This is a genomic window from Stratiformator vulcanicus (assembly GCF_007744515.1).
Classification (GTDB): Bacteria; Planctomycetota; Planctomycetia; order Planctomycetales; family Planctomycetaceae; genus Stratiformator; species Stratiformator vulcanicus.
This window is the reverse complement of record NZ_CP036268.1, coordinates 3614236-3630399: the sequence shown is the minus strand read 5'-3', so window position 1 is coordinate 3630399 and position 16164 is coordinate 3614236. Positions and strand designations below refer to the sequence as shown.

Here is a 16164-nt window from a genome sequence, read left to right as displayed (position 1 = left end):
GAGCGGAGTCGCGAAAGCTCGATTCAGCGACCGAGCAGATGGTGCCACAGAGCCGAAGGCGTGATGAAGCGGAATCGCCTCGAATTCCGCCGAACCCGGTCGCGGACAGAGTTTTTGTAAGTGGCATCATCGCGAAACGCGGTAAGCATCGTCTCGACCGGCAATGCTTGCAGCTCCTCTAACTCGTCCGCCGATAGCTGTTGCGTCGATTCGCCCGCGGGCTTCTGCTCATTTTGTTGCGGAGTCGAAGCCGACGCTGCTGGCTCGCCGGCGTCTTGGTGTCGCGCTGCGGCCAATACGTCAGAAATGCTCGACCTGCCGTTGCCGGCAGTGGCGGCAGATTGCTCATTCGTCTGAATCGACGACTTGGCACTACGATTTGGTTCGCAGCCGACCTCCAACAGCATCTGACGAATCGAAGGCGGCTCGACTTTCCCAAAGCCGTTATTGCCAACCGCTTGTTCCCCGCGTATTTCCGCAAGCATTCGTCCGATCGAAGGAGGAGCGGAGCGTGCTGCCGGCTTTTGCGACGAGGAACTCGCCGACTTGGATGGTTGGGTAGAGATAACCCCGATGTCTCTGAGCATCGCCCGGATTGATGGTGGCGTTGTCCCGTCCGACGACGAACTCGACGCGACCTCATTTTGTTCAAAGAGAGCGGGACTCTCTTGGGAACCGACACTTTCTGTCGACTCTTCCTTCAAAGTAGCCGAGCCCGTTCCCGATGCAGCCGGGGCAAAATCATCCGGCAATGGTTCGCCCCCATCCTGAGAGCGGGCGAGCGTGATAACTTCGGCTGTCGTCATTTTCAGTCACATATTTCGACGAGGCGTCCCGCAGATTCTCGACTGCTCGGCCCCCGGGGGTCCAATGGTGATGTGGATTGTGTGAACTCCGACCAGAACGCACAACCGGACTTCGAATCACGGTTCGACCGGTGGAGCATAAGGGGAACTGCTAGTCGTGACCGCTGCGATGTCAGGCCGGAACGAAGTCTGGCGGGCCACAACGCTGTCGGACATGCCGCTCGACTTGAACGCCGGTCGCCTCAAACAAAATTCAGCGTGGACCGGGTCTAACTGTAACCAAGGGAGCGAACCGGGGGACATTGACGGACATTCCGTCCCTGCGGGGCCAGACTTCAAATGCTCAATTCGCCCGAGTCAAGCTCCGATAAATTCCTTTGCCGGGCAATGTCCCGATTGGACAAGGATTGTATCAATTTCGGCGGTCAGACCGTCGACCCAGGAGCCGCCTTCTATGTCAGAAAACATTCTCAAGATTGACTCTGCCGACGAATACGAAGAAATCCAAAGTGATGAAGTCGATCGTGTCGTCATGGCGCTGGAACGACTGAGCGAAACAGTCGAAAGCGAAAACATCCGCGCAATCCTCGAAGAGGCATCGAACGAAATCTACCTCCTCGTCTACGAAGAAGAAGGCGATGCTGACATCGCCGAAGCCGCCTGATTTCCTCAGGCAAATCTCCGACCACGAGCCATTGCGTCGGTCGTCCGTAGCGTTTCACGTGTCGTCCGTGGAGAAGTTCCCACGGACGACACGTGTTCTTTCATCAACGGAATCGATCGACAACCCCCGAACCGATTTGAGCCGATTCGCAAACGTCGGCACATCGGTGATCGGCCCCGCGAAGATCGTCAGTCCGGGGTCCGCAGTCGTCACGGCATCAACGACGGCACTATTCGGCCGGTCCGTCGCGTCAGCCGCCGCCTTCAGCAGCGACGCTGCAATTGGTTTCGGGATATTTCCGACGATCTCGATTCGCACCGACTCTTCGTCTGTCACCTTGACCGGCTCGTTCGCGGTCGTTGGTTCGTCGCCAGTTCCCGATGCGTCGGCGAGCTGAGCGAACATCGCCAGTCGAATGCGATCCAACTCCGCATCGAATTCCATCTGCGTCTTGGCGGAGGTCAGGCTTTCGGTCTCATCGCGGAATTGTGCCAGCCAGGTCACCGTCGATCCGATTTCAGTTTCATTCTCGTCGTTCAACCGCGTGATTTGCTGGCGAAGCGAAGAGACGAGACCCTCCCAACGGCCCGCAATCTGTTCCGGTACCCATCGGTTTCCGATCCGAATCATGGGCACCAAAGTCTCGTCGGTATCATTGGGCCCGCTCGTCCTGCGTTGCAGAATGAGCACGACCCGTTGGCGCGACGTTTCCGGTTCGCTCCCCCCCTGCGCTCGGACGCCTTCGTCGTTCGAGGGGCGGCTTCCCACGATTTCAAAATCGTCGGCCGGGCCGAACGGACTCGCGAATAGCCTTATGGCGGCACGATCGCGATCGGAGGGCGAAGCCGGATCGACGGTTGCGATCAATTCGGCGATCGTGCGGATGTTTCGGAAGAACGACTCACGGTCGCCGCGATACGGACCGGTTCCAAACTCGATTCGATCAGTCGTTGTGAGGAACGTTTGCTGCTCCGCAATGAGATCGCTCAGCGAAGCCGCCGCGGAGCGGATGGACTTGCGTACCGGGGGCGTCAACGTCTGGTAGTCGTCCCAGACGGTTCCAAGATCATGTTGGAATTGCAGCGGTATCAAAGCCAATGTGTCTGAAAGTGCGTCTGAAAGAGTGGGATGCTGCTGTTCGGTCGATGCTTCGGCCTCGACAAACAACATAAGTCGCTCCGCGGTTTGTTCGGCCGAAAGTTCCGAAATGCTCTTCCAGTCTTCGCTCGACTTGATGTTCCGCTGATCTTGATTTGATTCCCGCGTCACGACTTCCGGCGAGATGACCGGTGGCTTAGTGCCGGGATTGGTTGCCGGTTCGGTCGAGTCGCAGCCGCTGACGAAAGCGATCACGATGGCGGACATCATCGCTGCCAATGGGCGGGAGGACGCCTTCGCTTTGGCGAGCCCGGCGAACTGCTTTTCGATGCCGGAGAAAACGGTGTGCATGAGCGCGTCTGCCATAAGGATGCGAGGCCGCCGGGGAGTGTAACGCAGCGAGGCCGCAGACTCGATGCCGAGGGTCGCCCGAACCTGTTCATTTTACACGTGTTAAATCCGATCTTGTGGTGGCAAGCCGACTGTTCTAGCTTTTCCGCCATCTGAGAACGATCGCGGCGGTGCGCGTTCGGCCCAATGTATTGGACACGGCCGAGCCGGACTTGCCGACAGTCGAAGTCGCCGATTGACGCTTCGCACATGAACCTGCTGAATCCTCCGAGCAAACATCGACAATTCGCCGCATACGCGGTGCTGATGTCGCTTGCGCTGTCGGGATGCGCCTCGTCGCGATTCGGGACGCCTTTTGCCGGTCGCGATGAACGACCGAAATCGTTGGCAGCCGAGGCCTCTCCAGACGATTCCGATTCGGCCGAAGCGTCGGCCGAACCAGACGCAATCGAACTGACCGGGGCAGACTCGCCTTTCAAACCTGAGAAGTCCGGGGGCGCCACTGCGGCTCAAGAAATCGCTGACTTGGCTACCGACGGCGACTTTTCCGAATTGGTCAAATCCGAACTCGATCAGGCAAGTGACGCCGAACGGCAGCAGTTAATCACCGAATGGAAGAAATTAGACGAACCGGCTGTGCGTCAGCTCATCCGCATTCGACGCATGGTGAGGCAGATGCAGGATTCCGAATCGACAGGCATCGCCGACGGTTCTTTCCCTGCGACCCCGACGGCGGGCGATCACATTCAGCTCGCCGGGGGCGAATTCCCGGGGCGGATCGATGACGGTTTCTCGACCGCGGGGCAGTTTCGGTCCGATCCGCTTGTGACGCCCGCTGTCGTCGAGGAGCCGAAGGCAGAACGGGACGGTATCGCCTTTGCCGATCCGCAGGTCCGCCCTGCCGGAAATCGACAACCCGAAAACCAAGGTTTCGGTCATTCGATCATTGCCGGGGGGCCGATCGGATTTACCAACCGCCTTCTCGGCCGCGGCTCGTCGGCCGAAAAATCGCCGAGTCCGGCTCCGGCACCATTACCAGTCGACGCAGCCGAGATGCCTCCGATCGAACTTTCACCGGCTTCCGGTTCATCACGTTCCGATTGGGACAACGAAATCGATCAACTGATCGCTCTCGCCGAAGAGCGGGCCGAGACTGCACGGACCAGGTACCTCGAAGCCGAGAGCGGTTTGCAGGAGACCGGTGACCCGTCGGCAATTAAAGCCGAATATGTGAAGGCGCAGGTCGACCTGAGAATGCTTTACATGATGGCGGGAAATCAATCTCGCGCGGTCTTGGCGGTCCCCGGCATCGAGTCGTCGGAACAGGAGTTCTGGCAGCAGGCGATCTGGGGCATGGTGAATTACTTTGACACGCGGACGATGCCCGATCATGCCGATCGCGCGACACAGGCGGTCTCACAGTTCCGCAAAGCCGCGTCACATTTGCAGGGCAAAGCCCGGCTTGAGCTACGCAATTTATCTTTCTGCCACAAAATCGCGAGCTTCGGCAACTACGAGCGGTTTGAGCGGGATGAATTTAATCCCGGCCAACGTCTGCTGCTGTACTGCGAGGTAAAGAACTTTGCGAGTAAGACTCAGCCGGCTGACGGGATGTATCGCACCCAGCTTAAGTCGCGGATCGAGATTTATCGCTCCGGCAACGGCGGACCGCTCGTCCATGAGATCGACTTCCCGGAAACAGTCGATCTATGCCGCTCACAACGGCAGGACTACTTTCACAGCTATGAGTTAAAAGTCCCGCAGAAGCTGGCCTTGGGACCCCATATTCTTAAGCTGACGATCACGGACACCCTCTCGGGCAAAGTGACGACCGATTCGGCGAACTTTACGGTGCGTTAAACACGCACCAGCGTGTCTTCAAACACAAGCCCGCAGCGCGAACAAGGGGCCTTCAAACACAAGCCCGCAGCGCGAGCAAGGGACCCGATCGCCCGGCTTCCCGCTTAGATGGCTTCAATCGCTTCAACGCGAGGCAGGAAATCTCCGGCGGCCTTTAAACGGTCGCTACTCATCGACCTCGTCATCGTCGGGAAACGGTTCGAAGAGTCCGTCCGCTTCGAACAATTCCTGTGGCGAGATCACGCCGGGCGGTCGTTGCAGCAATTCCGCGTCCTCATATTGATCAATTTGTGCCATGCAGTAGGCCGCCAGTGAACTGCAGACCCATTCGTCGTCATCCGTGTTTAATTTGTCAGCCAGTTCCGCAGGCTTGTTAAAGAACATCTTATTAATCATCCAGCCGACGAAGTTCTTCTGGACCGCCATATTCGCGACCGACGAATAATCAAATTTATTGCCCAACTCTCTCTCGGCCGTTTCGATTAATTGATCGGCGATATCTTCCGTCAAGTCTTTGGGCTGGCGGAAGACGACGTAGCGATCTGTCTTGTCCCAATAGCCTTCAGTCAGGCCCGTGCGAACAACGCCTTTCGGGTACGCCGCTTCAATGCACTCGTCTTCACCGCTGACGATCAAGACGTGGGAAATGTCGATGTCCTCTTTCTTGTCCCAGCGCTGCACGTGCGCGATCGCCGATGAGAACCATGAGCCCGCATGATTAAAGCCGATCCATCCGCGCCCGTAGTCTTTGCCGTATTCGGGTGGTTCGGTATTAAAGACTTTCATCTTGCTCATGGTGTTCACTTTCTCGCATTAATAGGTCGCGGCAGAGGCCCAACAGTTTGCCCGACGCTTCCGTTTCTTCGCTAACGACTTCATCGGCGCCCGCACTTTGAAGTGCTTGCGAGTTGCTTTGATAGCGGCAGCGGACCAAGACCGAGGCCGATTGGTTCAGCGACCGCACCGACCGAACGACTTGTTGTGCAACCGCGTCGTCCGGCACGCAGATGACAACTAGAGTTCGATCTTCAATTTTTGCGTCTCTTAATATTCTCGGATCGCGGGCGTCTCCCGCCACGGTGGAAAACCCGATTTGCGCAAAGGGATAGACATTGATTGGGCTTTGGTCGAGGAGCACGGTGTCGACGCCCGACGTCTCAAGCTGGGACGCGACGGCCTTGCCGATCGGGCCGATCCCGACGATCAAGGCTCGCGGAAGTTCCGTTAAGTCCTCGCCGAATCGAACGCGGTCGTGCGATTCATCGGCATACCCGTGGCACCAACGCAATCCGATCTTTAGCAATTGAGGGGTGAGGATGAGCGTTCCGAGCGCGACGAACAACATGCGATGGTACGTGTCCTCATCGATCAGTCCCGTGCCGACGCCGGCGGAAACCACCAGAAAAGAGAATTCGCCTAATTGTGACAGCCCTAGTCCCATACCGAACGCAGCCTGCCAACTGAGGCCCGTTGCGCGCAAGGCGAGAGCGGCGGCGCCGGTCTTCAAGGCGATCATCGCGACGAGGCCGGTACTGAGCAGGACCGGCGCCTCCAGAAACGTGCGGACATCGAGCAACGTGCCGAGTGAAACGAAGAAGATCGCGGCGAACGTTTCACGGAACGGTAGAACCACGGTATCGATTTGTTTGCTGAGTCGATTTCCGCTCATCACAAGCCCGGCAGCCAGAGCACCGACGGCGGCGGGAATGCCGATCCATTCCGATCCGACGCAAATCCCTCCCAACAGCGTCAGCGTGAACAGCACCACAAGCTCGACGCTCCGCATTCGGATCAGCCACGGCACCATGAACGACGCGAAGAGCCAGCGTAGAACCGCGATGGCAGCCACAAATATGACCGACTCTGCCAATAATCGCCCGTACTGGTCGGCCGACGGTCCGTCGTCACCGCCGGTCAACAATGGGATCAACAGCATCAGCGGAACCAGCGCGACATCCTGAAATAGCAGCACCCCGATCGCCCGCCGGCCATGCGGCGTCGGTGTTTGGCCAAGTTCGGTCAACGCTTTGAAGACGAGTACTGTCGAACTGAGAGCACCGGCACTTCCGGCCAGAATCGCCGCGTTCCACGGCAAGCCGTAAAACCGCCCCACCAGGATCAGAGGGGCCGCTACGGCGATCATCTGCGTTGGCCCACCGATCAGGAAGAAGCGGCTGAGCCGTTTTAATTCTTCTAACGAGAATTCGATTCCGACGGCGAACAGCAGCAGCAGCGCGCCGGCTTCGGCAATGTGCGCCAACTCGTCGCCTTCCTCGGCAACGAATCCCAGTCCGCCGTGACCAATGACCGCACCGGCGATTAAATAGCCGATCAACATCGAGATATTTAGCCGTCGGCAGACCGAGCCGGCCAAAAATCCTGCGGTCACGATGACAAGCAGGTCATGGATGAGTTCGTCGAAATGCAAGGCGGCTCGTCGGCTCAAGATGGTTGTGGCAAGCCGGATGTTACCCGAGCGGCTCAGGTTCTCGAAGCGTCCCGATCAGCATCGAGCGAGAAGTAAGCCGGACGAACTGCGCCCACCGCTGCGATTCAATCGGCGAAAGCATTGTCGCGGAATTTGACGTGACAGGCTTTGCAGTTGTTGCCGAGGGCCGTCAGCAGTCGCTCGCCACTTCGCGGCTGCGCCGCTGATGCCCTGTGCTCATCGAGCTCAACCTCAAGCCGCTGAGCCAGATCGCGACCCTCTGCCAGAATCTGATAAAATCTCTTTGGTCGACTTCGGGCATCGTCCGTCCGAAGCATCTCGGTGTAATGTTCGCGGAGAAGCAGTGCCTCGTGAACGGCGTCGAGGTCAGGGTGATCAGCGGGTGCTTTCCAACCCGACGCCTGCAATCGTTCAAGATTGTGAAATGCCTGCGCGATTTTGACCATTGCCTCGGCCATCGGGGCGATTTCAGTAGTCTCCGGGAAGTCGGCGGGAATCGCGTCGATCTCATCTTCGTCGAGCGGCTCAGCCTTATGCACCACGGCGAACAGCCCCTTGTAGTTCTTGCCGGTCCCCGCCAATTTCAGCAGTTCTTCTGCCTCATCCTTCGAGATGAGTCCTGCGCCGACGCAACCGGCCGCCGCGGCCGCGGGGCTGCGGTGCTTGCCGTGATGGCAGTGGATGTAGATCGGGCCGGGCAGCGTGCGGACCCCCTTAGCCAGCGATTTGAAACGGTCATCGGCGATGCCGTCGTAGCCGTGCGGCAGGTGGACATATCGCAAGCCGTATTTCTTCGCCGATTCGACATCTGGCGTCATTCCGTCGACGCTGATCAACGTTCTAACGCCCATGGTGCGAAGTTCTGCGAATGCGTTCGAGCCGTCCGGTGTTCCGCCCGAAATCACTCTCGGATGGACTCGGATGGCATTCGGAAGAAATTCGGAATCCAGCCGGGCGATGTCATGCGAAACACCGCTTACGCTCTCGGCGGCACCGCCATTCGCTATCGCCACTATGGGCAAGAGCGACATCATGAGCAGATGACGCAGCGGTCGGCGTTGCCCGGCGGCAAAACTACTCGCCATCTGCGTCGCTCGCTTCGAGATAGAACTCCAGATCACGATAGGTGTCGACGTCGGGATACCCTTCGGTCGTGGGGCTGAGCTTGTAGTGGGCCTCGCCCTCGCCGAAGAGCGATTGCGAAATTAGCTCGTTCCGGACTTCAGTGTTCTTTGGCGGATCAGCCCCCGGGACCGTGTCGGGAGGCAGTGTGCCGTCACCTTCGCGACGAATGGCCCAACCGCCCCCATAAAGGTCACCTTTTCCGTTGATTGCCGGTTTGTCGCGTCGAGCCGCGGCATTCGAATTGGCGAGCGTGAAATTGCGACCGTCGCCCGGTTCGGCAAAACCGACCATAAATGCGTATCGGCGTCCTTCTTCGAACGACAGGCGATCCTCGCCGGTGAAGGCCCAACGCATGTATCGAAAATTCGCATCGTCGCCGGGCAGCGTGACCCCCTGCTCATTTCTCGACAACGGCATATCGGGGAAGACCGCCCCTTTGACGACAGCGATGCTGCGGTACTCGATCCCTTCAATGAAATCGTCGCAGCGGTGATTCTTGCTGAAACCGTGCTTGGCCTTGGTTCCGCGGGGCGTCCCGTTGTCGTCGATGACCGGCTCTCCGATGATCTCGAAGAACTGAACGAAGAGCGGTGCGTTCGGTGTGCCCGGAAGCACTGCCAAGTGTGCGGGCCCTGTCCTCAGCACAATTGATTGAAGCGTAAAATCGCGCGGGGCGGTGAAGGTCTGGCCGAGATCGCGACTGCGTTGGTAGTAGCCTTTGTCTTTCCAAACCATGCTGTCGCGGTCGAAGTTGCGGACGCTCGTGTTCCCGCCGGTATTGCACACCGGTTGAGACACGATCACGGACGCGCTCGGCGAAAATTGCTTGCCGAGGTCGGTGACCTTAAAATCAGCCGACACGGTGGCTGCTACCGTCAGAATTCCGGCGACGATGAGCGATTTCGCGAAGAGAGTTGGCGACGCAACGAATGACATGCGGGCACGCGGTTCAGCTTGAAGAATGAGACGAACAGGCATTCGTCATCGCAACGACGAATGCCTGAACGAAACTAATCAACCGCGACACCGAATCAAACCGAGTACGCGAAAGCCCGCAGTCGACACCACGGGCTTTGCGGGGCCGATGCAAACTCGCCGATCAGCTGCTTTGCATGTTCGTTGCGGCGTTTCGATCGGTCCGGCTTCGATTCCGGCGACGACGTTGAACCTTGCCATCAGACTTGCCGGACGACTTCGGGCCGCCTGAGTGCGAACTTGACGAGCCCGAACTCGACGAGCCTGAGTGCGATGAACCGGATGAGGGCGTACCACCCGACGACTTCGACTTTGAACGAGGTCCCCCTTTGGGTCGTTTGCCGGGACCCGAGTCTCGTCGGCGATTGCGACGTGGCTTCTCGCCGGAGCCGCCACCACCGGAAAAGCCGCGGGCCGGGTGCTCCGGATCGACCGGGATCGCATTACCGAGTAGCCGCTCAATCGCTTTGAGGTCTCCGCGCTCGCCGCCGCTGCACAAGGTCAGCGCCCAGCCGGTGGCTCCGGCCCGTCCGGTCCGGCCGATGCGGTGCAAATAGTTCTCCGCTTCATCGGGCAGTTCGAAATTGATGACGTGGGTGATGCCGTCGACGTCAATTCCGCGAGCGGCAAGATCGGTCGCGACGAGTACTCGAAATTTGCCGCGTCGGAACGCGTCGAGCGTCCGCTGCCGGGCGTTTTGAGACTTGTTGCCGTGAATCGCGTCGGCGGCAAGGCCGTGGTGACTGAGCCGGGCGGCAAGGTCGTTCGCGCGGCGTTTCGTCCGCGTAAACACGACCGCTTGGCCGACATCGTCGGCGGTCAGCAGCCCTTCGAGCACTTTGGTCTTATCGCTCTGCTCGACGAACAACACGCGCTGGGCAATCCGCTCGGTATCGGCCTGTTCGGGCTCGATCGTGATCTGAAGCGGATCATTGAGCAGTTGCTCGGTCAGTTCGACGATCTTCGGCGGCATCGTGGCGGAGAAAAACAGCGACTGCCGTTCAACGGGCAGCGTGGCGATGATTTTCTTGAGGCTCGGCAGGAAGCCCATGTCGAGCATCCGGTCGGCTTCATCGACAACGAACGCTTCCAATTGATCAAGCGAAATGTGTCCCTGATTCATCAGGTCGAGCAACCGTCCCGGCGTTGCGACGAGAATGTGGACACCGCGACGGAGCGCCTGCACCTGCTTTTGCTGGCCGACACCGCCGTAGACGAGGGCCTGCCGCAGATGCATTTGCCGACCATACGTGGAGAAGCTGTCGCCAATTTGGATGGCGAGTTCACGGGTTGGTGCCAGCACAAGCACCCGTGGCTGGTTCGGCTTTGCCTTGCCGGGCTTGGTGCCGAGCCGGTGCAGCAGGGGTAACGCGAACGCGGCGGTCTTGCCGGTGCCTGTTTGCGCACAGCCGAGAACGTCACGGCCGGCCATCGCCGCGGGGATCGTTTCGGCCTGAATGGCGGTCGGTACTTCGTAGCCCTCTTGAACGAGTGCTTTAAGTACCGGAGCGATTAACTGAGAGTCTGCAAAATTCTTCAACGTATTTCCTTCAGAAACGGTGGTCGCTTCGGAGCCGTAAGTTCCCTTCAGGGGTTCGGCTGCCAAGCGTTGGACGGTCATTCGACAAGAATGCTCGTCCGGTAGGTCATTTGATGCGTGATGTCGCCCGTACGGGCTTTGAGCACCATTCCCGTGATAGGGAAGGAGCGGAAGCGCGCCGTTGGCTCCTCGAGTCGGCGACATTGCTGACGCGTCGATTTCGAGGTTTGAGCCCGGCGACAAACGAGTGGATCGCAGAGATCGTGCGTTTCAATGAACGCGTGCAACCGGCCGAATCGGTTCAGCGAACCAAGGGCGGGTAGCGGTGGCAAGCGTCTCGGGCGACTGATCGCCCCATAAGCTTACCGAAAGTCTAGAAAGCGACGTTACAGTGGCCCGAATTTCTTAGTGGGCCTCTCGTTCGGCAGCGCCGCGTTGGTGGGTGGATCGTGAAATCATGATCACGATCGCTGCAGGACAATACCTCTGAACCGCCGTCGTAGCAATCCCGAAGGCTTTTATTTTCAACTGATCGTGCCCGTGATCGGCTCCGGCCGGTTGTCGCCGCACTTCCAGCAGACGTCAAAACTCGGTGGCAGTTTCTCGCCGCACGATTCGCATTGCCAGGCGCCGAGACTGTTTTCATCCTCGCCACGGTTCTCGAAGGCATCCCTTAGCACCGCCGACGCTTCAGTGAGTCGACTTTCGTCGAGAATCCAGAGCTCCGCCCACGCATTGATTGGCGCAAGATCGCCGGCCGCTTGCTGGAGGCCATCGTTCTGGACGATTGACTCGATCCCATGATTCTCCAGCGCTTGCTTGGCGATGTAGACAGTTGCCGCCTCGGGGGCCGAGAAAATTCGGTACATGGTGATTGTGGATCGAGATGCAGGAATTGCGAAATTCAAGAAGTTTGTGAAATTTAAGAAGAGGCACTGCGGTGAAATGCCTCACCTGATTCCACGCGGAGAAAGAGGGCTTCGCAACGGGGAAATCCCGACTCTTGCGAACTGGCAACGGGGAAATCCCGACACGTGGGAACTGAACGAGATACCTCCGGCTGCGGATCATCTTATTGACGAGACGCCGCCGAGACCGGCGCGGTTCGATGTTCCGCCTCTGAACAGGGAACGAATCGATCTGTCGGTCGGTCAAGAAACTGGTCGCAGACAAACTCGGACAGTCGGTTCGCCTTTTCCCGCCCCAGTTGGAGAAAATTGTCGATCTGATCGACGGCGTCGAGCGTCCACGATGGGTCTTCAAGCGGGAAATTGATCGTCACGTACCGATTTCCAAGGATGAAATCGAGCGGGAGCTGCGAACCTTGCACCTGCGAGGTGCCCATCACATCGGCGATGTGTCGCGCCCAGAACAGCGAGCCGGCGTCGCTGCCGGGCGGCGTTAGTTCGTACCGCAGATCTCCGGTGCCAATCGACAGGACATGGACATCGGACAAGTCGACCGGCGCGGTATCTTCGGGGCAGCGGTAGTAGTCGCGAATTTTCACGGCTTCGGCGACGGCGATGACGGCTGGATTGTTCGCCCACACGCCGCCGTCGCAGTAGGCGTCGCCGTCGGGCATCATCTTGTGCGGGAAATAAGTCGGTGCCGCCGTGGCCGCGAGTAGGATGTCGACCAATCTGAGGTCAGCCGCGTCACCCACGCCGGGAAGGTGCGGGGTGCGGAATACATGGACCTTGCCGCGGCTCAGGTTGACCGATGGTACAATCACCCGCGAATCACGGAGATCCTGCATCCGCAGGTCCCCGAAGGTCGACTCAAAGGCGTATTCAAGAGCCTGCGGGCAATACAGCGAGCGGAAGAAGTCGTCGATGTCGGAACCGGTGCGCCGCTGAAAGATGAAACGGACGAGCGGGTAAACCATCTTCGTCCAATTTTGGGGGACGAATCGCGGCCGCGGATGAAAGATGTCATGGCCGTGCTCTTCATAAAGCGTGACGACCTCCGAGGCTTTCAGCCCTGATGCGATCGCCAGCGCGATAATCGATCCCGTCGAAGTGCCGGCGATCAGATCAAAATACTCGGCCAGCGGGCATTCGCACCGTTCTTCGATCTCAGCGAGAAATGCGGCCCCAAAGGCGCCACGGATGCCGCCGCCATCAAGGGAAAGGATGCGAAATGGCATGTCGGGTCTGCTTGAATGCTGCGACTTGTGAATTTCCCTTCTGCCGGAAAGTTAGAACACGAACGGACCACTTTGCCAGATGAAATGTCGCCAATGCAAAAAGCCCACCGGTTGCAACCGGTGGGCTTTGAGATCGATTCGCCGGAGTCAATTGGCTTGGCTCCGGCACTGAAATTCTGTCGCAGGTGCCAATTGGCTTGGCACCTGCACTGAAAAAGTGGCGGGGGCCGGATTCGAACCGACGACCTCGAGGTTATGAGCCTCGCGAGCTACCTGGCTGCTCCACCCCGCGTCATGTGTGGGCGAGGAATACTATCGGCGATGTGGGGCGATCGGCAACAGTACCGCGCGGAATTTCGCCGATCTCCCGGTTTGTTCCGGTCCTGACAGGACAAGCTGGCTGAAGGTTCGCGCGAAATCATCAAAACTCCGCATGTCCCGGCGTTCTAGGAAACGGAATCACGTCGCGGATATTTTGCATCCCGGTCACTAACTGGACAAGACGTTCCAAGCCTAAGCCGAAGCCGCTGTGGGGGACGGTGCCGTATTCGCGGAGTTCGCAGTACCACCAGTACTCGGCGGGGTCGAGGTCCTGTTCTTGCATGCGATCGGTGAGGACATCGAGCCGCTCTTCGCGTTGGCTGCCGCCGATGATCTCGCCCACGCGGGGGACGAGCACATCCATCGCCCGGACCGTTTTGCCGTCTTCGTTGCACCGCATGTAGAACGGTTTGATGGTTCGCGGGTAGTCGTGCAGGATCACCGGCTGCTTGAAGTGCTGCTCGGTCAGATAGCGCTCATGCTCCGACTGTAGGTCACGGCCCCACTCGATCGGGTACTCGAACTCTTGGCCCGACTTCTCAAGGATGTCGATCGCCTCCGTGTAGGGCAGCCGGATGAATTCGTGAGCGAGGATGTTGTCGAGCGTCGCGAGAACCGTGTCGTCGATCCGCTTATTGAAGAAATCCATATCTTCCTGACAGTCGTCGAGCACGGCCCGACAGACCGATTTGATGAACTCCTCGGCGAGCGACATATTCTCCGGCAGTTCGTAGAAGGGCATCTCCGGTTCGATCATCCAGAACTCGGCCAGATGCCGAGCGGTATTCGAGTTCTCGGCGCGGAACGTCGGACCGAAGGTGTAGCAGTCACCGAGTGACGTCGCGTAGATTTCGGCCTCCAATTGCCCGCTCACTGTCAGCGAAGCCGGCTTGCCGAAAAAGTCCTGCGAGAAGTCGAGCGTCGTCTGAAGCTGTGCGAGCTTGGCGAGGTCGAGGGTGGTGACCTGAAACATTTCGCCGGCGCCCTCGCAGTCGCTGGTCGTGATGACGGGGGTATTGATGTAGAGAAATCCGCGTGACTGAAAGAACTCGTGGACAGCGTAGCTGATGCGGTTTCGCACGCGGGCGACCGCTCCGAAGGTATTCGATCGCGGCCGCAGGTGAGCGATCTCGCGCAGGTATTCGAAGCTGTGCCGCTTCTTTTGGAGCGGATATTTCTCCGGGTCGGCTGAACCGATCACGCGGAGCGATGACGCTTCGACCTCAACCCGCTGCCCCTTGCCGGGTGACTCCTTCAACTCGCCTTCAACTTCGATGCTCGCTCCGGTGGTGACCGACTTGATTGTCTCCGCGTAGCCCGGCACCTCGCCCGGTACGACGACCTGGATGTTGCCCATGCAACTTCCGTCGTTGACCTCGACGAACGAGAAGCCCTGCTTCGAGTCGCGGCGCGTGCGGACCCAGCCGCGGATGCGAACGGACTCTCCCGGTTTCCCGGAGGTGAGTAAGTGATTGATGCGCGGAAGGGCGGTCATGCTGCGTCCTGCAAATGATGGAATGTCGCTCCGAATGACGAGTATCCCTGCCACGAATTTCGCGCACAAGCCGCCCACGGGATTCGAAGGGACAACACAAGCCGCGCACGAAGTAAGCGGATAGCGTGTGGGGCGTGTTCCCTTACCCGCTTACTTCGTGCGCGGCTTGTGCTCGATTGCGCTCGTGGACATCGCACGCGGCTTGTGTCGCGTTCGAACGACATTTACAACGGGAGATCATCACTCACGGCATGTTCCAGTTTTTGCGAGGTTCCCAATGCGACCGATCCTGTTCGCACTCTTCACACTGACTTGCTGCGGCATCTGTTCCGCAGCCGATGACGTGCACTCGTTTCTGCAGGTTCCGGGAGGGCTCGACGAAGTGCCGATTCCCAAGGGAACGAAGATGACCGGCGAACTGGTCAGCCTCGGCAAGCAGCTCTACTTCGACAAACGGCTGTCGAAGGATAAGTCGATCTCGTGCGCCAGTTGCCACGATCCGAAACATGGTTGGGCCGATCCGAATCCCGTTTCGTCAGGCGTCGGCGGGCAAAAAGGTGGTCGCAATGCACCGACCGTCATCAACACGGCATTCAACCGCTTCCAATTCTGGGACGGCCGAGCCAAATCGCTCGAAGAACAGGCGCTCGGGCCGATTCAGAACCCCATCGAAATGGGTATGGCCATGGGAGGCAATGACGGTGTCATCGAACGGCTCAATTCCGTTGACGGGTACCGCCGGCAATTCGAAGAGGTCTTCGGTGGTGAAGTGACCGAAGGGCGAATTGCCGTCGCCATCGCAGCATTCGAACGGACGATCCTGTCGGGCAACGCCCCGTACGACAAATTCGAGGATGGCGACAAAGAGGCCCTCTCGCCCGCGGCGAAGCGTGGGATGGAGTTGTTCTTCGGGAAGGCGAATTGCTCGGCCTGTCATGCCGGGGCGAACTTCACCGACAACGCGTTTCACAACATCGGAATCGGGATGGACAAACCCGACTTCGACAAAGGCCGCGTCGTGGTCAGCGGGCTCGGTGGCGACACCGGGTCGTTCAAAACGCCGACGCTTCGAGAAATCAAACGGACCGGCCCGTACATGCACGACGGCAGCATCAAGACGCTTCGGGAAGTCGTCGAACATTACGACAAGGGCGGTATCAAGAACGAGTATCTCGACGAGGAGTTGTTCGAACTCAACCTGACGGAGAACGAGAAGAGCGACCTCGTGATTTTCTTGGAAGAAGGACTCAGCAGCGAATCCTATCCGGATATCAGCGCACCTGACCTACCGGAGTAGACGAAGCTTTCATCCGACCCCCGTGATCGTCTCGTTG

13 protein-coding genes and 1 tRNA gene are annotated in these 16164 nt (G+C 58.8%); 3 read left to right on the top strand and 11 right to left on the bottom strand.

Annotated elements, in window-relative coordinates; all coding sequences use genetic code 11:
- Positions 1-23 precede the first annotated feature (23 nt).
- Positions 24-485 (bottom strand): hypothetical protein, encoded by a 462-nt coding sequence (locus Pan189_RS21440; protein ID WP_310820508.1) that lies wholly within the window; start codon positions 483-485, stop codon positions 24-26.
- A gap of 775 nt (positions 486-1260) precedes the next feature.
- On the opposite strand from Pan189_RS21440, the gene Pan189_RS14325 reads away from it, so the two are divergent.
- The gene (locus Pan189_RS14325) at positions 1261-1470 is read left to right on the top strand and encodes a hypothetical protein (protein ID WP_145364656.1); all 210 of its coding nucleotides are present in this window, start codon (positions 1261-1263) and stop codon (positions 1468-1470) included.
- Between the two features lie 54 nt (positions 1471-1524).
- On the opposite strand, the gene Pan189_RS14320 is transcribed toward Pan189_RS14325, so the two are convergent.
- Positions 1525-2919 carry a hypothetical protein gene (locus tag Pan189_RS14320; RefSeq protein WP_310820507.1) on the bottom strand — a complete coding sequence of 465 codons (1395 nt, stop codon included), beginning with the start codon at positions 2917-2919 and terminating at the stop codon, positions 1525-1527.
- Between the two features lie 249 nt (positions 2920-3168).
- On the opposite strand from Pan189_RS14320, the gene Pan189_RS14315 reads away from it, so the two are divergent.
- On the top strand, positions 3169-4779 hold the full coding sequence (locus tag Pan189_RS14315; RefSeq protein ID WP_145364654.1) for a hypothetical protein: 1611 nt from the start codon (positions 3169-3171) through the stop codon (positions 4777-4779).
- Between the two features lie 165 nt (positions 4780-4944).
- On the opposite strand, the gene Pan189_RS14310 is transcribed toward Pan189_RS14315, so the two are convergent.
- The 9 genes from Pan189_RS14310 to asnS form a co-directional block, all read right to left on the bottom strand.
- On the bottom strand, positions 4945-5574 hold the full coding sequence (locus tag Pan189_RS14310; protein ID WP_145364653.1) for a C40 family peptidase: 630 nt from the start codon (positions 5572-5574) through the stop codon (positions 4945-4947).
- Complete coding sequence (locus tag Pan189_RS14305) at positions 5552-7207, bottom strand: cation:proton antiporter domain-containing protein (protein WP_310820506.1); 1656 nt, start codon at positions 7205-7207, stop codon at positions 5552-5554. The genes Pan189_RS14310 and Pan189_RS14305 overlap by 23 nt, the downstream gene beginning before the upstream one ends.
- Positions 7208-7332: 125 nt before the next feature.
- The gene (locus tag Pan189_RS14300; RefSeq protein WP_145364651.1) at positions 7333-8313 is read right to left on the bottom strand and encodes a protein-tyrosine phosphatase family protein; all 981 of its coding nucleotides are present in this window, start codon (positions 8311-8313) and stop codon (positions 7333-7335) included.
- A complete protein-coding gene (locus Pan189_RS14295; RefSeq protein ID WP_145364650.1) occupies positions 8303-9289 on the bottom strand; it encodes a hypothetical protein in 987 nt (328 codons plus the stop codon). The genes Pan189_RS14300 and Pan189_RS14295 overlap by 11 nt, the downstream gene beginning before the upstream one ends.
- 163 nt (positions 9290-9452) lie before the next feature.
- Positions 9453-10949, bottom strand: coding sequence for a DEAD/DEAH box helicase (locus Pan189_RS14290; protein ID WP_145366202.1), 1497 nt, complete (start codon positions 10947-10949; stop codon positions 9453-9455).
- A gap of 443 nt (positions 10950-11392) precedes the next feature.
- Positions 11393-11737: a putative signal transducing protein gene (locus Pan189_RS14285; RefSeq protein ID WP_145364649.1), complete on the bottom strand. Its 345-nt coding sequence runs from the start codon at positions 11735-11737 to the stop codon at positions 11393-11395.
- A gap of 203 nt (positions 11738-11940) precedes the next feature.
- Positions 11941-13014, bottom strand: coding sequence for a CBASS cGAMP-activated phospholipase (locus Pan189_RS14280; RefSeq protein WP_145364648.1), 1074 nt, complete (start codon positions 13012-13014; stop codon positions 11941-11943).
- A 218-nt stretch (positions 13015-13232) separates the two neighbouring features.
- Positions 13233-13306: transfer RNA gene (locus Pan189_RS14275), tRNA-Met, on the bottom strand.
- Positions 13307-13435: 129 nt separating this feature from the next.
- Entirely contained in the window at positions 13436-14830 is a 1395-nt protein-coding gene (gene asnS, locus Pan189_RS14270) for an asparagine--tRNA ligase (protein ID WP_145364647.1), read from the bottom strand.
- Between the two features lie 277 nt (positions 14831-15107).
- On the opposite strand from asnS, the gene Pan189_RS14265 reads away from it, so the two are divergent.
- Positions 15108-16127 (top strand): cytochrome-c peroxidase, encoded by a 1020-nt coding sequence (locus tag Pan189_RS14265; protein ID WP_145364646.1) that lies wholly within the window; start codon positions 15108-15110, stop codon positions 16125-16127.
- The last annotated feature ends 37 nt before the right edge of the window (positions 16128-16164 follow it).